Raw genomic sequence first — 23,576 nt, 5'->3', positions numbered from 1 at the left:
TAAAACCATTTATAATGAAAAGAAAAAAAGTGGTAGTAGCGATTCTCTTGTTTGTCATTGCAACCGCAGTGCCTTCTTATATGACAGCGCAGCAATTGGATCCGGAGTTGACCAATTTAATCCAAAAAGGACTCAACAAAAGCCACAACCTGAATACCAATCGGATTGAAGCAGAACAGGCCCAAGTAGACCAGCAATTAGCAAAATCCGTGTTCTTGCCAAAAATCACCCTTAATGGCAGTTTTACAAGACTCAACGACGACATTACATTTGATCAGAACACTCAAAACTTACTCCTGGCCACCCAAAAACTCGTTATTAAGGAGGCGGTTGGATTACCGTTTAATTCGCCCTTTCCTGATAACATCCCATTAGAGGATGCGCCGAATCTACAAAACAAAAACATCCTAAAATCGTCGGTCGATTTGGATTGGGTGCTGTTCAGCGGCCTTGAAGCCAGTAATGCCCTAAAGGCGAGTCAGCATAAGGAAACTTCCCTGAATTATTTGGGACTTGCAGAAAAGGATAAAGTCGCCTTAAAAATTATTGAAGCCTATGATAAATTGGCTTTGGTCAAAGCCTCCAAAAAAGTGCTGACCACTTCAGAAGAGTACCTGGAAGAACAAGTGTTCTATGTCAAAAAAGCTATTGAGAATGGGTTGGCAACACCTATCAGCCGAAAAAAAATTGAATTGGCACAGCAACAATTGGCAGGCAAACAATTGGATTTTGAACACAATAACATTTTGCTCATTGAAGTGCTCCACCAACTTACGGGAGAAACCAAAGCGAATTTAAGATTGTTAGAGCCGCAATTACAGTCCGTTTCTGTTGCTGAGGCTGCCACTGCCGAAAAACGCAATGAAATCAAAGCGTTGGAAGAAGCTGAAAAAGCAACCCTCTACAAAGCAAAAATGGAGAAAAGTAATTTTATTCCGAAGGTAGCCGTCAAGGGTCATTATGAATTTATTGAAGACGATTTATCGCTCTTAGATCCAAAATGGTTTATCGGTGCAGGAATCCGATGGAATGTCTTTGACGGCAACCAATCCCGATTAAAAAGTAAAAAGGCACATTTGGAAAGTCAGAAATACAGAGATCAAATAGAAGATTCGGAAGAAATGATCGCGCTGAGCATCACCAAAGCCGAGCTGACCTATCAGGCATCACTTCAAAACACAACCATAGTCAAAAAGGAAATTGAATTGGCCAATGAGACTTATGAAATGATCAACAAACAGTATAAAAACAACCTGGCGTCCATCAATGACGTGCTTGATGCGCTAAATGATGTTGAAAAAGCCAATTTCAAATTACAGGAATCCTATTTTAATGAACGACGTGCTGTGGCCGATTTGCTGCACGCCAAAGGCATACTCACTTATTAACCACACACTATCCCAACATATGAAAACACATACCACCATAGTTTTGGCCACCTTTGCCCTACTCGCATTAAATGCTTGCAAAAACGAAGAGATCACTTCCAACAGAGGAAAAGTAAAGTTTGAAACCATTTCCGTCAGTAGTAAAATAGGCGGACGGATTGATAAGATTTACGTTGAAGAAGGCCAAACCGTCAAAAAAGGCGACACGCTTGCGCTGATGAACGTCCCCGAAGTCAATGCCAAACTCATGCAAGCCGAAGGCGCCATTACCGCTGCCAAAGGACAATTGAATATGGCCTTTAATGGCGCTACGGTAGAGCAGCTCAACCAAATTGAAGGTCAGTTGAATTCTGGGAAAGCCCAATTGGAGTTTGCACAGGAATCGTATAATAGATTGCAAAATATGTATCAGGACTCTTTAGTGAGCCAGCAGCAATTTGATGAAGTAAAAATGAAACTCAATATGGCCAAGGCACAGGTGAAAGCCTTAGAAGCCAAAAGTGACGAGGTCAAAAAAGGCGCCCGTTCAGAACAAATAGCCCAAGCCCAAGGTCAATTGGACAGAGCGCTTGGCGCCAAAGAGGAAGTCATGTCGGCCTCTGATGAGCAGTACCTGATTGCACCTGCAAACATGTCTGTAGAAACCGTAACCTTGGAGGAAGGCGAACTGCTGACCCCCGGATATACCTTGTTCAACGGCTATAAAACCGATAGCATGTATTTCAGATTCACCATTCCAGAATCAGAGATTTATGATTTTGAAGTGGGCAAAGCACTCATAGTGGTCAATCCTTATACGAAAGAAGAAACAAACGCCAAAATTGTAGCCATTAAACAACTGGCCCAATATGCTGATATTACCAGCACCTCACCTTTGTATGAGTTGTCTGAATCTATTTATGAACTGAAGGTTGTACCAACAGTTGATATATCTGATCAACAATTTTACACCAACGCCACCATCCTTATAAAACGCTAACCCATGAAAAATTTCAGAAGTTTACTCAAGGTAGAATTCAAGCGTATTTTTTCAAATAGCGTGTTGATGGCTATCTTTTTTGGTGCCCCCATTGGCTATGGTATTTTGTTCGGCTATGTGTACCAACAAGCCAAGGTTAAGGATTTGCCCATCGTTATTGTGGACCAAGACCAAAGTCCCACAACAGATAAGATCATTGATGCCTTTGAAGTTAATGAAGGCTTGTTTGTTAAAGATGTGCGCACTACTCCTGGTGCTATTGTAGATGAGATGCCAACCGAACAATATGCGGCAGTCATCACCTTGCCTACCGATTTTGAAAAAAACGTCCTCCAAAAAAAGCATCCTGAAATCCGTGTAGATCTCAATATGGCAAACATCGTCAATGCCAATACCGCAAGCAATCATATCAATACAGTGTTGATGACTTTAAATGCCGGTATGGAAATAGAAGGTCTTAAAAAACAAGGCATGCACCCTGATCAAGCAAAAGCGTCTTATGAGAGTTTTAAAATCAACTTCAATAAACTTTACAATGCTACAGGCAACTATGTCACGTTCATGCTCCCGGGCATCTTGGCCGCCATCATGCAACAAATCATATTTTTAGCCATGGCCTTAGCGTTTTCAAGAGATTTTGAAGATGGTTATTTTGCCAATCTTGTAAAAGATCATAAGTCGTCCTTATACCTTATTTTATTAAAATCAACGCCGTTTTTGATCATGCTGCCATTTATATGGCTGATCATAAGTTCGTTTTTTGTTTATTTTAGGATTACTGCTGACATTTTTAATTTCCCAATGTTAGTATTGACCGTCCTTCTTACGTTGGCGTCGATGTTCATTGGCATGTTGTTTTCCATTGCCATCCCAAGCCAATTAAAAGCTACTGAATTATTGATGGTCATCTCCACCCCCGCTTTTATTTTGAGTGGTTTTACATGGCCAACCGCAGCCATACCTCATGCCATTACTAGCGTATCCCAATTTATTCCGGTAACGCAGTTTTTGAGTGGCTTTAGGAAAATTGCGTTTTATGGTGGCGATTTAGCGTCCATTTCATCAGAGATAACCATGTTATCGCTCATCACTGGCGTCGCTTTTGTGGCGATGGTGTTACTGCTACAATTTAAGATTAATGAAACGGTTAAAAAGCAGGCTTAGTTACTGAACCTTGGGAATGGAGATGCCTATATCATGCTCAACGCTGCACAGTTATCCCCATGAATGTATCGGATGTCTCAGATGAATTTTTACTCTCTTGAGTGTAGAATTTGTATAGAATCCACGGGCCTAGACACCTGCGACAGCTGTCAATCTTGAAGAAACTCCCATAGTTCTATGATCCGCTTCTCAGTCCAATACAATCACCTCGCTCTTTAAGATCCACTTCCCATTAACTTGAGCACTGCTTGTGACTGTAATTTTATAGGGGCCTGTTTTTTTAAAAACGTCAATAAGCCTGAGGTTTTTATGGACGGCTGTATTAATTACAACTGGCTCGGTAAGTAGAGCACCAGTAGTGGCATTAAAAATATAGAGGCTTTTAGTGGTTGGTTTAATATCCCAAAAGCCAATCTCATCGGCCCCGTCGTTATTAAGGTCTCTCAGGTTTTCTATCTGTGATTGGTACGCACCTGTAATGTTGATAGGTTCTAAGTCCTTATTACTAAAAATGATCACGCTGTTGCAGCCTCCTTTGCATTCTACTAAATCACTGCTTTGGTCTTCCGTAGTTGTAACGGCGCTTATTTCTGGAGAGATCACAGTCGCAAAGTCTGATAGACCGTCGCCATTAAAATCGCCGTACAGTTTCCTTTTATTAGCAAGGATCACATTATTTTCACGCGCACTAGGGAAAATAGGCACATCAAGGTCTTTAGCATTTTCAGCAACGCCTTCCCTTAGAATTTTAAAATCACCATTTTTATTCATCACTGAGAGAAATGAGGGATAATCTGCTTCTATTCCGTTGTAGTTGACGCGCTTGGTGAAGGTCACTAAATAGTTTCCTGCCTCTTCCGTGATGATAAGCTGGTCATCTAAAATACGCTGTGTATAATCTGGAAATTGTTGAAACAGCAAATTCTTATCTTGCTGCACTTGGGTTTTGGTGCGCTCTTTTCCGTAATAGGTTACGACATCCATATAGTCGCGTTGTAGGTAAGGAGACTTAAGTTGTGTATGGGCTTCGTTCCATTGTTCTACAAAATTACTTACCTCTTTTTCGTCTTTAGGATTGACCTCATTGCAACCAAATAAAAGTAAGACGAGCAGGCAGGACATTAATGAAAAATACTTCATAAATTTACTGGGGTTTTAGCTTAAAAAATGAAAGTTAAAGATACGTACTTTTTTGATGACTTTAGATTACGCTTGGTGGAAACGGACAAGCATAAAAACGTTAGCATGGGGAAAGTGCTTGGTTTTAACTAATTTAGAGACCATTAAAATCACGAACTGAGAGATCAATGCTTTGGAAGTTGCAATCACATGTAAAATTAAGGTTGTCAGAGGCAGCTTCCCGTTGATTTTATGTGATGCTATTGGAAAACTATAAGAAATATTCAAAAATTTAAAAATGAAAAATAATTACCTGTTAATAACGCTTATACTATTTGCGCTCACCAACTCCTGCGCCCAAAATCAACAAAAAGTGATAGCTATAAATGTGTTGCTCACATTACCTGAGGACGTTGCCCGAGAAGCCATTCAATTAAATGGTGCGATATTGAAAAACCATCCCAAGAATATCACTCTCAACGATAATCAGATCCCTCACATCACCTTATTACAGTGTTACGTGCAAGAAACGAATCTGCCCAAAATAGAAAAATTATTACTTGGCCTCTATAAAACTATAAAGAATGATACCCTTTTGGTTGATGAGCTCCAATATAAAAAGGATAAGACCGAGAGTTTCGCTTCAATGGGAATTGAAAAAAGTAAATCGCTAATGGCACTTCATAAAAAGACCATTTCTCTTTTGGAACCATACATCCTTGACAACGGCTCTCAGGAATCGTATGTACAAAATGCAGATGGAACGCCCATAGATGAATTTACCATTACCTATGTGCCCAAATTTGTAAGTGCACACAGCTTTGAAAATTATAATCCACACATCAGCCTGGGTGTTGCTAAAACGTCTTTGTTGGATAGTTTGGCGGAACATAATTTTCGCACCATGAAATTCCAGGCGGCCTCCATATCCGTGTATCAGTTGGGAGCTTTCGGTACCGCCCAAAAATTACTTTGGGAATCGGAATAGCGTTGCGTTGTTGAAATTGAAAAAAAACAGACTTAGGAAAGAACTCACATTGTGAAGTGAAATTTAATTTGCACTCAAACCAATGTTCACCAAACCACATAAAAAAAGCCAGCAACATGCTGGCTTTAATCGTTTATTTAGGGGTAATTACTTACTTAGGCATTACAACCGAATCAATTGCATGAATAACACCGTTAGATGCAGCAACATCGGCCATAACTACTGTAGATGTCCCGCCATTAGCGTCAGTCAACATCACTTTGTCACCGTTTAAACTTAAAGTGATAGCGCCTCCGTTTACTGTATCCACAGTAAATTTGCCGTTATTCTTTTTTATAGCATCGATAACTGCAGCAGCTTCAAATTTACCTGATACCACGTGGTAGGTTAAAATACCAGATAATTTACTTTTGTTCTCTGGTTTCAATAACGTCTCTACAGTTCCTTCTGGTAACTTCGCAAAAGCGTCATTTGTTGGAGCGAACACGGTGAATGGTCCTGTTCCACTTAATGTTTCTACCAAATCGGCAGCTTTTACTGCAGCAACTAATGTTGTAAAGTTCTCGTTTCCTACCGCAACTTCTACAATGTTTGGTTCTGATGTTTCATTCATTGCCATTGTACTGGAGGTGTCCTCTACTGAAGTTTCCATCTCTTGCGTAGTAGTGTTTTCTTTCTTAGATTCACCGCATGATGTAAAAATTAATCCGGCAACGGCAAAAACTGATAATGTTTTTAAAATGTTCATAGTTTTATATTTAAATGGTTGTTATTGAAACAAATATATAACAAAAATTTATAGTGTTTAATACAATTAACAAAACATTAAACAAAATAGACTAATGAAGTTTTACTGGCAATGAACTATTTAAGTTCGGAAAAAGCCAAAAGAAAACAGCACTTGTTGCACATATGCGATAGCGCGAGGCCCGCCCTGGCGTCATTGCGTGTAGGCACGACAAAGCAATCAGTAAGTCACAACGACGGATTTTTTATGTAGTGATTGAACTTTATCTGTCTAGGTATTTTTATGAGATTGCTTCGTCGCAAGAGGCAGTCATTATAATTTTCATATACTGTCTTTGCTCCTCGCAATGACGCTAACACGATGCTCCTGGCAATGACGAAACAGTCCCTTAATAATCATGAAACAAGCCAAATTTTTACACGGGATTCACAACAGTATTTTTAACAAGAATATCATTCAGTCTTTGAATATCAGACGCCGCTATGTTATTCAAGTCGAACGTCACTTGGTTTCCATTGATTTTAGTGATGATCAACTTTTTTTCAATCAGTTCAGTCTTTTTAATTTGGTTAAAGTTCAAAGTTGTTCCCATAAAAGATTCAATTTTGATCAATGCTCCTCTTTTGGTTCACTGCACAAAATTTTTATACCAAAACAACTTACTGGAGTGCACTCCATAGAGACCAAATCCGACCGCACCAATTCTCCTAATAATTTTGGGATTATCAAAGTCGATCAGCTCAAAAGAACCAATTAATATTAAAACTACAGAAAGGATTGGAATAGCAATCCATATCCAGATATTCATATTATCAAAGTGTATTTTTTTCATTGTACCGTTACTGATTTCACTAATTTATAAGCATAAAGAACACCAATTAAAGACAAGATTCCGCAAATCCAATAGTCTGCTTTTGAGTAGTAATGTATTGCGCCAATAACTCCAAAGGCTGTCCATAACAGGTTTGCTAGGATTTCACTCTTATTTATCTTGTTCATTTTCTCGAGTTCTGAGATTCAGCATAGTTTTTTAATTTAATGTGTACGTTTTTATTTTTATTAATAAATGAATTATAAATTAGTTTTAATAATCCAGATACTACAATAAAACCAATTCCCACAACACTCCGATGCTCTTTAAAAATAGTGTTCGGATATATGTCTGTTAGTGAGATTATTAAAATAATCAAAGCTGAAATCCAAACTAAAGCAATGATTATCAAGATTATTTTTTTCATAATTGTTCCAACTTGTTCTTAACCGTACAAAATTTGTTCACAAGCAGGTCTATTGCTGGAATAGAATCACCTTTCGGTTTTTTATTGTCCAACAATATATACCATTTGACCGATTGAACAGCAGTAAATTCTCAAAAAAAAAGCATTTTAGGTGATGAAATATCCTGACATGTAGAGGTACCCTTTTAACCTCATCAAGGTTTTAGTGAACAATGTGGCTATTCAAAGGAAGTAGATTTAAACAAAATGCAAGTTATGTAATACACCATTAACATCACATCCATTAAGTTAGTCGTAGCTCTCAAAAACCTTAGATTCCGAATATCTCAATCCCTCTGCGACGCCTCTATCATTTTCGCCAAAAGATTGGCAGCATGATCATGTTTGGTAAGTGTTGCCAGTTGCTCCCGCACCGCTTGGTCACGCCGATGGATCTTCCGTTGCAGTTCAGGATCTTGTAGGAGGTGTTCAATCCGTTTTAATTCTTCCAAACGCATTTCAAGGGCAACAATATTGAACATTTTTTTATGCTGTTCAAAACTGAGATTGGGCTGTTGGCCTTGAATTTCCAATATCCGAGAATAGTATTCTGTAAAGTTCATAAGACAAAATTACTCATATAAGTAGCAAGTGATTGCTCTTAATTGTAGTAAGTGAAAAACTTTATGAGATTGCTGTGTTGTGAGATGACCATCAATAGGCCTCTCAATGCTATTACTAGTCATGAGATGACGCGTGTACTTTCTATTAAATGATGATTTAGGTAACTACTTTGGGCTAAGCGACACTGAAGCGGAAATTTGGCTTTGGCGACTTTCAGAGTTTACGTAATAAACAAAAGCACCCTAAAGCGCATCGGAAAATTTATTTCAACTTTACAACGCCCGCTGTGGTAAAAATACCAAACTTTTAACTTAAAGACCAATTTATGAGCGACCAAAATAGAGATTTCAGGACGTTATTTGATCAAAACGTTACTTAGTGTTGGCGGTCTTTTGGCGCTGCTATACATTGGATCCAGCCTTTTATTGCCCCTTGTGGTTGCGGCCGTTATTGCTATTTTATGAGATACACTTGCTCAAAAAATGAAGCATTGGGGAGTACCAAATTGGCTGGCCATCACGCTTTCTATTGTAATTATGGTGGTGATTTTTTTACTACTGACCTGGTTGATACGCTCACAAATCAATACCATGGCCCAAGATTGGCCTACAATAAAGAAAAAAGCCACCGAAAAATTGAACATCTTAAGTGAATGGGCTAACCAGCGTTTGAATTGGGACTATAAAGATTATATAGACAATAACAAACGGTTGGTTGACAAGATGGAGAGTGTGGCAGGTGTTGTGCTCTCGTCACTCATGAATGTACTGTCGCAATCACTTATTATTTTTGTGTACATCATCCTTTTATTGATGCAGAAGCGAAGGTTCATTAATTTCTTTAAAAAAATGTCTTTCAATGCGGCTGCCATGACCTCACTTTTAAGTGATGCTTCTAACAGCATTAGCAGCTATCTTTTTGGTAAAAGTAAGATTATGCTGTTCTTGTTCGGTTTCTATTATCTGGGTTTTATGCTAGCTTCTGTGCCTTATGCGGTGTTTTGGCTTTGTTTGCAGCGCTTTTTTCTATCATTCCCTATGTTGGAAATATTATAGGCGGTGGGATTGCAGTGGTCTTATCGTATTTATACGCAGGTACAACCCCTGCACTTATTGTGATTGGTGTTATTTCAATAGCACAATTGGAGGAAAATTACATTCTTACCCCGTGGATTATTGGTGATGAAATAGACTTGAATCCGTTTATAACGGTGTTTGGCATTATTCTTTTCTCTATGCTGTGGGGCACCGTGGGTGCTATTATTGCGCTTCCCCTTGTGGGCGTGATCAAGGTGATCTATGAACATGCCAAAGGGATGGAGGCTTATGCGTATTTGCTTAAAAAGAAGGAGTGATGGTTTGGATTTAAGTTGGGGTTTTTACTTAAAATAGGAAGGTAACATAACCTAAAACATTAAGGCCGGTCAAACGGAATCTAAACCTTGTCTGTCAAAAATTGATCTCATTCCAAACACTAGTATCTTCATGTCATGCTATGTTTGCTACTTCAGCAAATTGTGGCACATTCATAGGAATACTTTTGGTGTAAAATAAAAAAACCCGTTAAGATGGTTTCTTATATCCATAAGAATGCGGATTACTTTTAAGCACAAAAAAAAAGAGATGACCCATAGGGAACATCTCTCTTTTTTAATACGGTGAGAACTTAATTTATTGTGGTTGTACTACTGTGTTTCCATCAAGTATAACTGCCGTTTGCGCTAACGCTCTACCATTAAAAGTAGCTCCTGTTTGAAAGGTGATCCCTGTCATTGACAAGATGATCCCCTCAGAATGAGACGTTGTACCAAAGGTGGCTTCACCAGCTACCTGCCAGAAAATGTTAGAAGCTTTAGCTCCGCCTTGTAAGGTAATGTTTACTGCGGCACTCATGGTAAGATCTCCTGAAATTTGAAAAATCCATACATCATCTGCTGTTCCTGAAATAGTGACATCAGTAGGTATAGTTACCGTACTTGTCCATTTATAAAGACCTGCGGTTAATGTTATGCCACCAATATTTCCTGCTCCTAGTTCAAGAAAATCAGGTAAAGGACGTCCTGCGGCATTGTTATATGCCGTAGTCATGTTCTCTACTGCTGTGGTAAGATTAATTGGAGTTGGTGATGCCATATCCGCTGCATATAGTTTTCCAGTAACTTGAGCTGAGGTTGCATAGCCCGTAAAATCTGTCAAGGATAATCCGGTGATGTAAGAAGTGGCAGCTGGACTTAATCCTAAGTTGCCTGTAATTGCAGACGTTGGATTGTTGTTGATTGCTGTTTTTGCAAGAACCACATAATTTCCTGCAGCTCCTAGGTCTACAACTGCTAAACCAGCAACGTTGATGTTTGTTGTAAATTTTCGTTCCATACGAGTTTCAAGAGCATTTCCAGCCAGATTTTTTACTCCTGTGGTTATGCTGATGGTATAGACCTTGTCTGCTGAAAGATTAGTTTTCGGAATAAACTTTGCAGTGGTTCCTGAATAAGATACTGTTCCTTCTATAGTGACATCTCCTTGTGTTACTATAAATGTCGAAGCATTAATAGTGGATGGATCCATTTCTTCGCTGAAGTCTACAGAAATAACTTTATTTCTTGCGACGTCTATCTCGTCATCTGCCGGATTTGATACGATCGCAGATGGGGAAAGGTAGGTTGCAGAGGTATCATCATCTGAACAGGCTGTAAAAAGAACAACCGCTGCCAATGCAAAGGCTTGTAATACATTTTTGATTTTCATGATTTGGGGCTATTTTAATTAATGTGAGTAGATTATCACGGGACGAAGATAGCGCTCTAAAAGTTACCAAAGCTGTATTACATCGTAAATTAAATCATCTCCGCCACAAATTCTTTTTTTATGAGACAGGCTTTGTGAAATTTAATGAACGCCTGTATGAATCTTTATGTTTTTAGGTTGAATAACCCGATAAAGGTGTGTAACTGAAGTCAGATAAACCTTACCGCTCCACCGAAAAAGAGCTTCAAGACTGAGGAGATCTCATTTATAATGTATTTCTCCCTTTGCGAAGCTTCAATAATTTTGACCGATGAGTGGGTGCATGATCATGTTTGGTACATTGTTCAAGTTGCAACAGGATGGACTGGTTGGGTTGAGACATTTCCGTTGAAGGGCTGACATCTTGAACCCCATATTCAATCAGTTTCAATTCTTCCAAGCTAATTTTAAGCGCAACACTATTGAACGCATCAAAACGCCTGTCAACGCACTTACAGGTCATAACATGATAGGTTTGAAAAACAGTTGTGACCCGCCTAAATTAAAAAGGTAAATTTCAACTATTAAATATATCTGAAGCGCATTATAAAACAGTTCCAATTCAATCCATTTCTTTGAAGAGAATTCTATCTTTGCAGCATGTCGTCTAAAATCCTTTTTATCATCCCTCCTTTTACGCAGTTAAATACCGCGTATCCGGCATCGGCGTATCTGAAAGGTTTCTTGGAATCGCACCACATCTCTGTATCGCATTTCGATTTGAGCATTGAGTTATTTACAGCCATCTTTACAAGTGAGTTTCTGACTGCTATTTTTGAGGAAGCGGAAGACTTACATAATTATCAGTATCCGGAGCTTAGTATAATGAAATCAATGTACATAACACGGGTTGATGTGGTTATTAAATTTCTTCAAAAACAAGATATTGAAACCGCACATCACATCTTGGAAACTGGTTTTTTACCCTTAGGGCATCGGTTGTCTCATGTTAATACTGACATCAAATGGGAAGTTGGAGACCTTGGAATTATCGACAAAGCAAAGCATCACGCCACACTGTTTGTTGAAGAAATTGGCGATTTTATTCAAGCCAATGTTGATGAGTTTTTTGCATTTACAAAGTATGCTGAGCAAATAGCAACTTCTGCTAGTAGTTTTGACCAATTAGATGAATTTTTGAGCTTCCAACCCACCATCATTGAAGAGCAAATGCTGGATATTCTAGTCGCTCAAATTGAGAGCGAGACTCCAAACCTGGTCTGTTTTAGCATTCCCTTTCCCGGGAATTTATTTGCAGCGTTGCGGTGTTCGCAATTTATCAAACAGCTGTTTCCTGACATTCACGTTGCATTTGGAGGCGGTTATTGCAATACGGAATTACGCTCTCTTAAAGACCCAAGAATTTTTGAATTTGTTGATTTTATCACGTTAGATGATGGCGAAGGTCCGTTGCTAAAACTAGTAGATCATCTTGATGGTAACATTGACAGCGATCATCTGGAACGAACGTTTGTTCTTGAAAACAATCAAGTTGTCTACAAAAACAAACTCCCAAATACTATTTACCATCATAAAAATTTACCATCACCCAATTATTCCGGGCTCCCTTTTCATAAATATGTGTCTTTTTTAGATGTGGTCAACCCCATGCACCGCATGTGGACGGATGCCAGATGGAATAAACTTACCATTTCTCACGGCTGTTACTGGAAACAATGCTCTTTTTGTGATGTGAGCCTAGACTATATTGGCAACTACCAAAATACAACGGCAGATCATTTAGTGGATAACATTGAAAAGATTATTAGTGATACCGGCATTACAGGCTTTCACTTTGTAGATGAAGCTGCCCCACCCAAAATGTTACGCGCTTTATCAAACAAGTTGATAGAACGACAGGTCAACATCACCTGGTGGACCAACATTCGGTTTGAAAAAACCTTCGACTTCCACCTGTGCCAACTCATGGCAAAATCGGGTTGTATTGCTGTTACTGGCGGATTGGAAGTAGCCTCTGACCGGTTATTGAGTAAAATGAAAAAGGGGGTAGATATCGCGCAAGTTACGAGAGTGACCCATCACTTTTCTCAAAACAATATTATGGTCCATGCCTACCTTATGTATGGATTTCCCACCCAAACCGAACAAGAAACTATTGATTCCCTAGAGGTCGTGAGGCAATTATTTCAAAAAAATTGTATTCAATCTGCATTTTGGCATCAGTTCACAACCACAATCCATAGTCCCATTGGCATGAATCCTCAAGATTTCGGAATACACATAACAGGACCTGTTTTTGAAGGCTTTGCTCAAAACGATTTATACCATGAGGACCCTCAAGGTGCTGACCATCCCAAATACACGAAGGGGTTAAACCTTGCATTGCACAGTTATTTAAACAAAACGGGGTTTACGAAAGACTTACAAGATTGGTTCAACTTCCCTATTCCAGACACAAGTCATCCAGAACATCTAATCGAAAGTTTTTTATCTGAAATAGTAGCAATTAAGGCAATGGCAATTGAATAAGGGTTGACTAAAATCTATGAGAGAACAGAAACCACAGGTGATAGCAATTGCGACATCAGGATTGGTAAATGAAGATACCTATAGAAGCATTTTCGTAAAAAGTTAATACATTTTTGCTTGTTTTTACCATAACTTTGTTGCCAATAATGCTTCATCTCTTTACCCAGTTTTCTATTTGGATATTAGAAATCCGCTCAAATTCATTAACATTTTCTGTAATCATAATCAGCTCATTCGCAATTGCTGTTGAGCCAATCAAAAGGTCGAAATCACTAATCATCATTCCTTTTTTTCGTAATCTCACTTTTTCTTTTGCGTAGGTTGGGATTGAGTTGAAAATTGGAAGAATTTTAACTTGTTCTGAAAAGTTGTCGATGATTTTATTATTTTTTTTGGGTTTTGGGCTGTTTTCCGCACCAAAAATCAACTCTGCCAGAGTGATTTCCGAAATTGCGCAGTCTTCAATATTAATTTGTTAAAATTTTTCAATCAGGTTGAATTTGCCACGAAAAAGATGGATGCAGATGTTCGTGTCAAGTAAATATTTCATTATAAATTTGCAGTATTTCGCTTTTCAACTCTTGAAGATTTGATTTCGCTGATTATTTCGTCTGAAGTTCTTTCATCTTCCCAAGCTCCAAAAACCGATGCGATTTCAAATTTTTTTTCCGATTTGGTTTCTAGTGATTTGGTCAATTTAATTATCAGCTTTTTTTTGGCGTTGTTATCCAAATTTTTCAAGTACCCGAAGTATTTGTCCAATATTTTTTTTGATATAGTTAAACTTCCCATCTTTTAATCATTTATGCAATATACTTAAATAATCTCCATTGTTTTTTGCATTATTGACAACGTTTATATGCCTCATATTTTTACTCCCTATCCCGCTTCTTGTTCCGCTTCCAAATAAAATAAAGGATGACAAATACTATGGGCAGAATGATAAAGACGATCAGATCGAAGGGCTCTGACAAATCAACGGTTCCACTGTCTCCAGGATTTGGGGCATTTGTAGGTATTTGTAGTAGTAAAGGAAATATTATATTTTGCATAGTTTTTTTCTAAATGTTAGTTCTCAATTTACGCAATTAATAGGGAATAATGTTTCTAAAGGTAGAATTAATGTTGTAGAAAAGAATTAGACCCATCGTAAAACTTCAGCACTTCGAGCATCAAGAACTAAGATTTGTCTAAATTTTAATATGACATCCCAAATAAAGCTTCTTCCTTTTTTTAAGGGAAGGTGGCTCCAATTCCAGAAAAGGAATTGGAAGGGTCATCAATTCCGAAATCAAAAACAAATTTTCTAAAATAGGATTCCCACTTCTACCCTTCCCTCCGCAACACCTCTAGCGGAGAACTTCTTAAAACAGTCTGAATATTGCTCAACCCTATTGCAACAACCAATACCGTAATGCCAGGTACAAACACCACAAAAGGAATCAGCGACGGTATAAAAGGTTCTTTAAACACAAAAAGCGCCAAACACAAGCTGCTCACCAATGCCAATAAAATCCCGATCAAACTGCCTAGCAGTCCTAAAAACACGTATTCAAAAGCTGAAATTTTTAAGATTTGTGTGTTTTTGGCTCCGAGCGTCCGGAGCAAAACACTTTCTTTTATCCGCTGATATTTGCTGGTTCTTACCGAGCCAATCAACACAATAATGCCCGTAAGGATGCTGAAAAAAGCCATAAAGTTGATGACCCATGACACCTGATCCAAGATATCTTCTACCAACGTGTACACCTGTCGCAAATCAATAATGGTGACATTAGGGAATTTAGAGACCAAATTCCGCTGCAGTGCGGCGGAGCTTGCCTCATCTGGAACTGTGGTGGTAAAAACGTTAAACTGTGGCGCTTGCTCCAGTACGCCAGCAGGAAAGACAATGGTAAAATTGAGCTGCATCTGTGCCCAATCTACCTGACGGATGCTGCCCACTGTAGTTTCCATCAACACGCCTTGCACATTAAACGTCACAGGATCGCCAACACTCAATTTAGCGTCGGATGCGAGATTGTCTGAAATGGAAATGACCACAGGGTCGTCAGCCGTTAATCTCGGGATCCATTCACCTTCCAACAGTTCTTCTGACGGAGTCAGCTCATCTCTATAAGTGGTCCTGAATTCATGGTTTAAGATCCAACCGCGGACTTGACGGGTGCTATCTTGGCGCAATTCATTAACCAAGATGCCATTGATGCTGTGCATCCGCATGGTCACCAACGGGATGCTATTGAGCACTGGCAAGCCCGAACTTATTATACTTTGGGCTACCAAATCGCGCTGCTCACGTTGGACATCCAAGATGATGATATTCGCATTTTCAGAGCTTTGCCCTACTTCTGTTTTTGCCAACAGAATGTCCTTGGTGAAATACAAGGTGCTGATTAAAAACGTACCCAAGCCAATGGCAACCACCAGTACGACGGTTTGATTGTTGGGTCTGAAGAGGTTGAGCAAACTTTGACGTGCCGTAAAGCTCCAGTGCTTGGGGAAAAACCGTTTGATGGTCTTTATAAAAGCCAAGGCGACCCCCGCTAAAACCGCAAAGGTAATGACGGTGGCAACTACAAAAACCAAGGCGTATAGGGCATCTTTGATCAGCCACAGTGAAAATAAAAACAGGAATACTAAAATTGCCCCAAAGACCAAAAATCGTATGCTTTGCGGTTCTTGGGAAGCTTTTTCATCCACACGCAGCACATCCAATGGCGACACATACCAGGTACGCAGCAATGGCAAGAGCGCAAATAACACTGACATAAATAACCCGAGCAACACCCCAATAATGATGGGTTGCGCCGTAATCGTAATTTCGAGTGCAAACGGCAAAAAGTCTTTGAGTAGATACGGAAACAACTCTTGAAGTCCGACCCCTATCAACGACCCGATAAGACCTCCAACAATCCCAATCCCTGCAATTTGAATCAGGAAAATCAGAAAACTCTGGAGTCTAGAGGCGCCCATACATTTCAGAACGGCAATGGCTCTCAATTTTTCTTTAATATAAATATGTACCGAACTGGCAATGCCAATACACCCTAAAAGCAAGGCAATAAAAGCCGCCAAGTTCAAAAATTTGCCCACATTTTCATAACGCTGGCCTAAGCGTTTGGTGGTGCTCAGATGGGTGTCCAGATCAGCATTCTCCAAATCGAGTAATGGCTCGAGTTGGTCTTGTAGTCGGGTTATGTTTAAAGTATCTGAAACCTTGTAGAAATATTGGTATTCTTTCCGGCTTCCAAACTGGAGCAAGTCCGTCTCGGCAATAAACCGATACGGGATGATCACAGGAGGGGCCACAGAACTCGAAATAGCCGAACTTCCCGGAATTGATATTAAAGCGCCTGCAATAGGAAGGGTCAGTTCGCCTATTTTTATGGAATCGCCCGGTTGAACATCAAACTGAAGCATCAATGTGGCATCTACCAAAGCGCCGCCCGAGGTCTGATAGCTTGTTGCGACATCAGACGGTTGCGTGTCAATGGTACCATAAAAAGGAAAATCACCTTCGAGACCGCGAACCTGTACCAATTTGGTGCCGCCATTCTTCGGAAAAGCAACCATGGATACAAAGTTGACCTCTGACGCATCAGGTTGTAGCGAATCGATAATGGCCTGTGCACGTTCCGTCGGCACTTGTCTAGAGTCGATTATAAAATCAGCCCCCATTAAGGATTTCGATTGGCGCTGGATATTGTCTTTTAAATTTGTACTGAATAATTGAATGGACACCACGGCCGCAATGCCCAAAATAATCGAGGCCATAAATAACAGCAGCCGCACTTTACTGGCCTTGGCATCACGCCATGCCATTTTAAAAAGCCAGGGTGTTTGTAGGTTTTGGTTATAATTGGAGTTGCTCACAGGACAGTCGTTGGTTGGTTGGTTACTATTTTTCCTCCCTTAAGTTTCAAGATTTGTTGGGTGCGATTGGCTAATTCCAAATCGTGCGTTATGATCACCAAGGTGGTGCCATTTTCTTTATTGAGGTCGAGCAATAACTGAATCACTTTCTCACCGGTTTCGGCATCTAAATTGCCGGTAGGTTCATCAGCAAATAAGATGGACGGTGCATTCGCGAAGGCTCTTGCCAATGCCACCCGTTGCTGTTCACCACCAGAAAGTTGTGACGGATAATGATGGATGCGGACGCCCAAGCCTACTTTTTCCAGTAAAATCTTACTCTTCTTTGTGGCGTCTTTATTGCCTTGTAATTCCAAAGGCACACTTACATTTTCAAGCGCGGTCAATGTTGGCAACAATTGAAAATTCTGGAAGATGAAGCCCACTTCCTTGTTTCGTAATTGGGCGCGTTCGTCTTCATTTAAGTTATTTAAATCCTGTCCGCATAATTCCACACTGCCTGCATTTGGGGAATCCAAGCCAGCACAAAGGCCAAGCAATGTCGTCTTCCCACTTCCCGAAGGACCTACGATGGAAAAGGTTTGTCCGCGTTCCACCTCAAAGGAGATATCGTGCAATACCGTTAATTGTTTGTTACCACTGGGATATGTCTTTTCCAACCCGGTAATCTTTAATATCTTTGACATCTAATTTTAATTTTAAATAGCGACTTATGTTCAACGCTCAAAATAAACAATTGCATTCATATCTACCAACGTCGTTTAGGCATAAACTCTTAAAGTTTTGTTATTTTATGATCCCACTATTTATGTTCTCCTGTGACGATTCTAAATCTGAAAAAACAACGGAAGACCAGCAGGCTGTAGAACAAACTGAAGCTCCTGCGGCAACACAAACAAGTTCGAAAACCATATTATGTTTTGGGGATAGTATTACTGCGGGCTATGGACTTGATGATAGTGCCGATGCCTTTCCAGCGCTATTGCAGCAAAAGATCGATTCGTTGGATTTAAATTATACGGTGATCAATTCGGGCGTTAGTGGTGAAACGACTGCTGGTGGAAAAAGCCGGATTGATTGGGTCATCAAACAGAATGTGGATTTGTTTTTATTGGAACTTGGCGCCAATGATGGCTTGCGTGGCGTAGCGCTATCTGAAACGCGTTCTAATTTGCAGGCGATTATTGATGTGGTGAAAGAAAAAAGTCCCGAGACCACCATCATTCTTGCAGGGATGGAATTACCTCCAAATATGGGTCAGGATTACACCACTGAATTCAGAGAACTTTATGCAGACTTGGCCGAAAAAAATAATGTGGAATTTATTCCTTTTATTTTGAAAGATGTGGGCGGCATTGCGTCCCTCAATCAAAGTGATGGAATCCATCCTAATGTGGAAGGCCATAAGATATTGGCGGATACGGTTTGGGAGACTTTGGGGCCTTTGGTGATGCGTTAAAAGGCAGTCATGCATGACGCTTCCCACCTACATGGGATTTCTATTGAATTTTAACGGCGTTCAGTTGCCATGAATTGACAGACCTTAAAAAAATAAAAACCTATTTAGAGCAGGTAGCTATCATCTCAGATGCGGATTGGCATTTTGAAATAAAGTCTAATAAGCTAGTTGCTTAACATAAGTAGATGGTAATATCCCATAAGTATCCTGAAAACATTTTGAAAAATACGATGGGCTACTAAATCCTGTTTGATCAGCAATTTCAGAAATATTTGAGAGGTGTCTGTCTAATAATTCAAGCGCTTTATTCAGTCTGTAATCTCTTAAAAAGTAGTTAGGAGACTGACCCATTATAGACATCATGGTGCGATACAATTTTGATTTACTATAACCTAAATTCTTATAATAATCAACAACGGTTATATTTGAATTTGTCCATACCTTCTCGGTATATTCAAATAGGCGAATTAAGAACTCCATGTCTGTAGTATTTAATGCAATGACGCCCCTTATCTTAATTGGATTGCTTTGAGTTTCATGCTCATATAAATCTTCAACTTCTGGTGATACTATTATTTTTCCGTTAGTAACATAAGACAGATAGTTGGCTTCTTGTATAGATGTTTCAAAAATGCTTTCTTTAGCTGTTACAGGAATTCCGGCACTTATTCCAATCTTAAATTCGACATCTGGGGTAATGACACAATTATACAATTCTTGAATTTTAATAGCACTTTCCACGGCATTTGCAACACTTGTAAATGATATTAGAAATGAATTTGCTACTTGTTTAACAACACGTCCTTTATGGTTGATGGCAATGTTAAGTATTGATTTATTATAACCTCTAAGAGCGGCTTGCAATATGTCTATATTTTCAGTTCTTAATTCCTGCTTTTTGATATTTACAACCATTAAAATCCTAAATGCGGAATCGTTTATAATATTAAGTTTTGTGTTTTGCGGGTTTTCAGGATCTTGAATTCGACCTAAAAACGATTCAACGAGTATGTCATTAACTTCAATAATGCGTTGTGGTACAGCTCCGTGAGATTTTTCATGGAGTTCTTTAATGGCTTGTTCATTGGGAGCCTCTATTAAGCAAAAAGCGGTTTGGCGTCTTTCATCACACCAATAGGTTAATCCACGACACTTATATTTATGTTCAATTTTTAAATCTGCTTGATGCATTTCTGCAATATGTGCCGCCGTAACACCATCAGGCAAATCATGAAAATCCATATATATTGGCATTTGATTATCTTTTAGGAAAGATAATCATTTTTAGAATATAAGAAGCTACCTGTGAGACAGATAGCTTCTTGATGATTGCAAATTTAAAACTATAGTTTAGCCGTTGCAGGACTAATTATAGTTTTAACTTCACTTATCGAATTTGCAGGAAATCCTCCTTTTTTAGCATGCTCCTCAATTAATGTGATATTTTCTGCTTTGTAAACACAGTACACTTTATCTCCTGTAACATAACTTTGTTGCCATTCAATTTTTGGTCCCATTTCTTCCAGTACAGAACAGGACGTTTGAGAGATTCCTTTTAGTTGTTCTACCGTTAAGTCTCCTGCTCCTGGAATAATACGTTCGATCACATAAGTTTTCATAAGGCTATTGTTTTCAGAGGTTGTTTGATTTTGTGCTTGTGCATAATTTAGAGTAAATACAAGAAGGATTAAAACTAATTTGATTGTTTTCATGATCTATGTTTTAAATGTTCATACTTCAAAACTAAAACAACTTAAAATTAAATGATTGTGCTTTTAGTCCAAAAAACTACAATTTTGGTTCAATGCTTTATAACTTTTATTCCATTTCATTCCATTATGCTTCCCTCCTGCACTTCCATAAGAACACCAACGAAAGGGCTTAAAAAAGAGGAACTCGAATTACAATGGAATAGCCACTTTCATGACATTTCCTTGTACAATTTTGTATCTTTGATTAAAACTTTTGGATTTACTCACCGCACTAACCTGGTTTTCTAGCTTGGCATTCGTCTACTTCGGAATCAATTGCTTTTATTCAGAATTTATCAAATCAGAGTTTATGCGCTATAGCTTACCACAGTATAGACGTTTAACGGGATATTTACAACTTTTGGGAGCCATCGGCTTGCTGGTAGGTCTCTATGTTAGCCCAATCATATTGCTCGTGGCTTCCATAGGATTGAGTATGTTGATGCTTGCCGGATTTATTGTGCGACTTAAAATTAAAGATAATTTCATCAAATCGTCACCAGCGTTTACTTTTGCGGCGATCAACCTGCTGATTGCTATTAAAACAATTTCAAAATACTTTTAAGCTGCTAAAAGCGCAATGGCAATATTCATCAGAAGAAATAAAGTGGCTGGAACCGATTTGTACATCGGGTCTTTGATCTTAATATGCATAATAATTGAGCCTAATAATAAAAGAGCCAAACCTGAACTGGCATACCCTGTCAAACTCTCAAACCAAATGGATGCCAGCAATAGCAAAGATAAACTTACCTTCAAAAAACCTATAACGTAACAAAATGTTTTAGAAAGCCCATACACCTCAAATTCTTCAACAATTGTTTTGGCATTGCCTCCCCTCCATTTTGTGGCCTTGTTAGGCTGTACCAACCAGACGTTTAAAATACTTATTCCTACTATTAGTTTTAATATAATAAGGATATAGTCAGTGATTTCCATTGTGGGTAGTTTAGTTGAGTTCAATTATAACGAATTTATAAAAAATAATCCATAGTAAAATTTTAATTAGAGTTGCTTATTATTTTTTTATAAAATATAAATACTGAAAGGATTGGCAACCTATTGGAAATCAGTTTGGTGAATTTTATTGAAAGTTATAGAAAAAGCTAGAAGCTTGAAGCCCGAAGTATGGAGTCAGGAGGTTTATGTGACTGCTTCGAAAAGCTACGGATAGGTCAGGGGGCATTTTCAAGAACCAAGTCCTTCACGAAACTTAGAGACTAAGAAGTTTAATAATCCATACGACATTTTAAAACCAGCTGGCTTATGCTTCTCTGTGGAAGCAGAAGCCACTCCTCCTTCAAAAGGAGCTGGATTAAGCTCCGGAAAGAGTTTAAAGACGGCAGGGTAAAAAAACAAGAAACCCCGAAGCATAACCATCGAGGAGTTTCTATCAACTAATTCAAATATGAATTCTTTAACCTTATTATTGGGTTTTATTTATTGCGCACTCCAACCCCCATCTAAAGCAAACGACGTTCCTGTGATGGTTGTCGACGACTCTTTAGCCAGCAATAGCGCCATGTCAGCAATGGCTTCAACAGGTATAAATTGTTTGACGGCCTGCTTTTTAAGCATGACCTTTTGCACTACCTCATCTGCTGTCATATGATGGGCTTTGGCTTGGTCTTTTATCTGACCTTCAACCAATGGCGTTTTGACATAGCCCGGACAGATGGCATTGCAAGTAATATTAAATGGTGCACCTTCTAGCGCTAATACTTTGGTCATCCCGATCACACCGTGTTTTGCGGCCACATAAGCTGATTTGAACTCTGAAGCTCTCAATCCGTGGACGGAGGAAATATTGATAATCCTACCAAATTGTTGTGTTTTCATCTGGTTCCAGGCCGCTTTCGAGGCATAAAAAACCGCATTCATATTGATGGCGATGATAGTTTCATACTTAGCATTTGGAAAATCTTCTATGGGCGACACAAATTGGATCCCTGCATTATTGACTAACACGTGCAAGTGCCCGAAAGTGCTTATGGTTTCTGCAATCAAGCCTTCCACAGCTTCTGACTGAAGCAAATTGGCTTTGGAAAATGCCACTTTCACCTGATACTTCTCTCCTATCTCTTTTGCAATGTCATCGCCATTAGATTCTAAACCATGAAACATAATGTTGTAACCTTCCTTCGCAAATTGAGTAGCTATCGCCAGACCAATACCGCTGGTACTTCCTGTAATAAGAACGATTTTATTCATCTTTTAAAAATTTTTCGAGTGCGGTGTTAAAAGCATCTGGTTGATCGATCACCACGCCATGTCTGGAGTTTTCTATAAGAGTCAATCTGGCGTTTTGCATTCTTTCAACATAGGCTTCCTTGAACGCAATGGGTGTGTAATCCATATCTGAAGCGACCACTAGCGTTCTTGCTTTAATGTGTTCCAATTGATTGCCCAAACCCCAATCCATCAAGGTCACAAAAGATTGGTAATAGGCATTGTAATCATTGTTTTTGCAGCGTGTTTCAAAAGCATTTCTCAAATCGACTTGATGATCTTCAGGAAACATATTAAAAGAAATCTCCTTTGCCAATAATGTCAATCCCTTCGTCTCCAAAAAGTGGGTCCTGCTATTTAAGAGGTCTTCACCGATGCTGCCCATATCATTAAAATCGGGGCCACTATTGACAATGACCAAATTTTCTACATATTCTGGATAGCTGGCCGCCATTTGAAATGCCACAGCACCACCCATTGAAAACCCTACAAACGTCGCCTTTTTGATGTGTAACTGGTCTAAGAATGCCTTGACATCTTCAGTCATCAACCCAACGCCATAAGCATCTGTAGGCTTTGTTGAAGCGCCATGACCTCTTAAGTCTAAAGTAATAACGCGGTGTGTTTTAGAAAAGAAAGGGACTTGTGAGTCCCAATCTTTTTTTGATGATCCTAAACCATGAAGCAGGAGCAGTACGTTTCCTTTTCCATAATCTTCATAATCAAGCTCTATAGTATTCACTTGTATTTTGGACATGGTCAAG

At 39.1% G+C, this 23,576-nt stretch carries 23 protein-coding genes and 2 pseudogenes; 8 read left to right on the top strand and 17 right to left on the bottom strand.

Annotation, left to right across the window (positions count from 1 at the left end):
- The first annotated feature begins 14 nt into the window (after positions 1-14).
- From A9996_RS04140 to A9996_RS04130, 3 genes are read left to right on the top strand one after another with little or no spacing between them, the layout of a single operon-like run.
- The gene (locus tag A9996_RS04140) at positions 15-1,388 is read left to right on the top strand and encodes a TolC family protein (protein ID WP_066431239.1); all 1,374 of its coding nucleotides are present in this window, start codon (positions 15-17) and stop codon (positions 1,386-1,388) included.
- 19 nt (positions 1,389-1,407) lie between these two features.
- Positions 1,408-2,367, top strand: coding sequence for an HlyD family secretion protein (locus A9996_RS04135; RefSeq protein ID WP_066431236.1), 960 nt, complete (start codon positions 1,408-1,410; stop codon positions 2,365-2,367).
- 3 nt (positions 2,368-2,370) lie between these two features.
- On the top strand, positions 2,371-3,531 hold the full coding sequence (locus A9996_RS04130; RefSeq protein WP_066431234.1) for an ABC transporter permease: 1,161 nt from the start codon (positions 2,371-2,373) through the stop codon (positions 3,529-3,531).
- 189 nt (positions 3,532-3,720) lie between these two features.
- Here the strand turns inward: A9996_RS04130 and A9996_RS04125 are convergent, their stop codons facing one another.
- Positions 3,721-4,671: a hypothetical protein gene (locus A9996_RS04125; RefSeq protein ID WP_146608918.1), complete on the bottom strand. Its 951-nt coding sequence runs from the start codon at positions 4,669-4,671 to the stop codon at positions 3,721-3,723.
- A 277-nt stretch (positions 4,672-4,948) separates the two neighbouring features.
- Between A9996_RS04125 and A9996_RS04120 the strand changes: the two genes are divergently transcribed.
- Positions 4,949-5,638 carry a hypothetical protein gene (locus tag A9996_RS04120; RefSeq protein WP_066431229.1) on the top strand — a complete coding sequence of 230 codons (690 nt, stop codon included), beginning with the start codon at positions 4,949-4,951 and terminating at the stop codon, positions 5,636-5,638.
- A gap of 151 nt (positions 5,639-5,789) precedes the next feature.
- Here A9996_RS04120 and A9996_RS04115 read toward each other — a convergent pair whose 3' ends face one another.
- From A9996_RS04115 to A9996_RS04100, 3 genes are all read right to left on the bottom strand, one after another.
- Positions 5,790-6,386 (bottom strand): fasciclin domain-containing protein, encoded by a 597-nt coding sequence (locus A9996_RS04115; protein ID WP_111625764.1) that lies wholly within the window; start codon positions 6,384-6,386, stop codon positions 5,790-5,792.
- A gap of 415 nt (positions 6,387-6,801) precedes the next feature.
- Positions 6,802-6,978, bottom strand: a complete 177-nt coding sequence (locus A9996_RS19510) for a hypothetical protein (protein ID WP_157487178.1) — start codon at positions 6,976-6,978, stop codon at positions 6,802-6,804.
- A 972-nt stretch (positions 6,979-7,950) separates the two neighbouring features.
- Complete coding sequence (locus A9996_RS04100; RefSeq protein WP_066431226.1) at positions 7,951-8,226, bottom strand: hypothetical protein; 276 nt, start codon at positions 8,224-8,226, stop codon at positions 7,951-7,953.
- 483 nt (positions 8,227-8,709) lie between these two features.
- On the opposite strand from A9996_RS04100, the pseudogene A9996_RS20430 reads away from it, so the two are divergent.
- Positions 8,710-9,581 (top strand): annotated as a pseudogene (locus tag A9996_RS20430) (AI-2E family transporter).
- Between the two features lie 316 nt (positions 9,582-9,897).
- Here the strand turns inward: A9996_RS20430 and A9996_RS04090 are convergent.
- Together A9996_RS04090 and A9996_RS04085 are read right to left on the bottom strand one after the other, a co-directional pair.
- Positions 9,898-10,971, bottom strand: coding sequence for an ice-binding family protein (locus A9996_RS04090; RefSeq protein WP_066431225.1), 1,074 nt, complete (start codon positions 10,969-10,971; stop codon positions 9,898-9,900).
- 265 nt (positions 10,972-11,236) lie between these two features.
- A complete protein-coding gene (locus tag A9996_RS04085) occupies positions 11,237-11,473 on the bottom strand; it encodes a hypothetical protein (RefSeq protein ID WP_066431224.1) in 237 nt (78 codons plus the stop codon).
- A gap of 137 nt (positions 11,474-11,610) precedes the next feature.
- On the opposite strand from A9996_RS04085, the gene A9996_RS04080 reads away from it, so the two are divergent.
- On the top strand, positions 11,611-13,500 hold the full coding sequence (locus A9996_RS04080) for a B12-binding domain-containing radical SAM protein (protein ID WP_066431222.1): 1,890 nt from the start codon (positions 11,611-11,613) through the stop codon (positions 13,498-13,500).
- Positions 13,501-13,651: 151 nt separating this feature from the next.
- Here A9996_RS04080 and A9996_RS04075 read toward each other — a convergent pair whose 3' ends face one another.
- The 6 genes and pseudogenes from A9996_RS04075 to A9996_RS04055 form a co-directional block, all read right to left on the bottom strand.
- The gene (locus A9996_RS04075; protein WP_262510702.1) at positions 13,652-13,951 is read right to left on the bottom strand and encodes a PIN domain-containing protein; all 300 of its coding nucleotides are present in this window, start codon (positions 13,949-13,951) and stop codon (positions 13,652-13,654) included.
- Between the two features lie 98 nt (positions 13,952-14,049).
- Positions 14,050-14,292 (bottom strand): hypothetical protein, encoded by a 243-nt coding sequence (locus tag A9996_RS04070; protein ID WP_066431220.1) that lies wholly within the window; start codon positions 14,290-14,292, stop codon positions 14,050-14,052.
- Between the two features lie 80 nt (positions 14,293-14,372).
- The gene (locus A9996_RS04065) at positions 14,373-14,552 is read right to left on the bottom strand and encodes an adenylosuccinate synthetase (protein ID WP_066431218.1); all 180 of its coding nucleotides are present in this window, start codon (positions 14,550-14,552) and stop codon (positions 14,373-14,375) included.
- Positions 14,553-14,826: 274 nt separating this feature from the next.
- Positions 14,827-16,518 carry an ABC transporter permease gene (locus A9996_RS04060; protein WP_394337356.1) on the bottom strand — a complete coding sequence of 564 codons (1,692 nt, stop codon included), beginning with the start codon at positions 16,516-16,518 and terminating at the stop codon, positions 14,827-14,829.
- A gap of 162 nt (positions 16,519-16,680) precedes the next feature.
- Positions 16,681-17,274: pseudogene (locus A9996_RS21030) on the bottom strand (ABC transporter permease); the annotation flags it as partial.
- 95 nt (positions 17,275-17,369) lie between these two features.
- The gene (locus A9996_RS04055; protein WP_066431214.1) at positions 17,370-18,059 is read right to left on the bottom strand and encodes an ABC transporter ATP-binding protein; all 690 of its coding nucleotides are present in this window, start codon (positions 18,057-18,059) and stop codon (positions 17,370-17,372) included.
- A gap of 26 nt (positions 18,060-18,085) precedes the next feature.
- Between A9996_RS04055 and A9996_RS04050 the strand changes: the two genes are divergently transcribed.
- Positions 18,086-18,832 carry an arylesterase gene (locus A9996_RS04050; protein WP_066431209.1) on the top strand — a complete coding sequence of 249 codons (747 nt, stop codon included), beginning with the start codon at positions 18,086-18,088 and terminating at the stop codon, positions 18,830-18,832.
- Between the two features lie 156 nt (positions 18,833-18,988).
- Here A9996_RS04050 and A9996_RS04045 read toward each other — a convergent pair whose 3' ends face one another.
- Together A9996_RS04045 and A9996_RS04040 are read right to left on the bottom strand one after the other, a co-directional pair.
- A complete protein-coding gene (locus A9996_RS04045; RefSeq protein ID WP_066431208.1) occupies positions 18,989-20,086 on the bottom strand; it encodes a nickel-binding protein in 1,098 nt (365 codons plus the stop codon).
- 89 nt (positions 20,087-20,175) lie between these two features.
- Positions 20,176-20,544: a DUF4242 domain-containing protein gene (locus A9996_RS04040; protein WP_245905261.1), complete on the bottom strand. Its 369-nt coding sequence runs from the start codon at positions 20,542-20,544 to the stop codon at positions 20,176-20,178.
- A 253-nt stretch (positions 20,545-20,797) separates the two neighbouring features.
- Here A9996_RS04040 and A9996_RS04035 point away from each other — a divergent pair, with 253 nt between their 5' ends.
- Entirely contained in the window at positions 20,798-21,148 is a 351-nt protein-coding gene (locus A9996_RS04035; RefSeq protein ID WP_066431203.1) for a DoxX family protein, read from the top strand.
- Here A9996_RS04035 and A9996_RS04030 read toward each other — a convergent pair.
- From A9996_RS04030 to A9996_RS04015, 3 genes are all read right to left on the bottom strand, one after another.
- Positions 21,145-21,522, bottom strand: coding sequence for a DoxX family protein (locus A9996_RS04030; protein WP_066431200.1), 378 nt, complete (start codon positions 21,520-21,522; stop codon positions 21,145-21,147). The genes A9996_RS04035 and A9996_RS04030 overlap by 4 nt on opposite strands.
- 501 nt (positions 21,523-22,023) lie before the next feature.
- On the bottom strand, positions 22,024-22,794 hold the full coding sequence (locus A9996_RS04020; protein ID WP_066431195.1) for a 3-hydroxybutyrate dehydrogenase: 771 nt from the start codon (positions 22,792-22,794) through the stop codon (positions 22,024-22,026).
- On the bottom strand, positions 22,787-23,569 hold the full coding sequence (locus A9996_RS04015; RefSeq protein ID WP_066431192.1) for an alpha/beta fold hydrolase: 783 nt from the start codon (positions 23,567-23,569) through the stop codon (positions 22,787-22,789). Before A9996_RS04015 ends, A9996_RS04020 begins: the two co-directional genes overlap by 8 nt.
- Positions 23,570-23,576 lie beyond the last annotated feature (7 nt).

Origin of the sequence: Gelidibacter algens, from assembly GCF_001678675.1 — a bacterium.
Taxonomy (GTDB): Bacteria; Bacteroidota; Bacteroidia; order Flavobacteriales; family Flavobacteriaceae; genus Gelidibacter; species Gelidibacter algens.
Note: the sequence above shows the minus strand (reverse complement) of the source record. Positions and strands in the feature narration are given on the sequence as shown.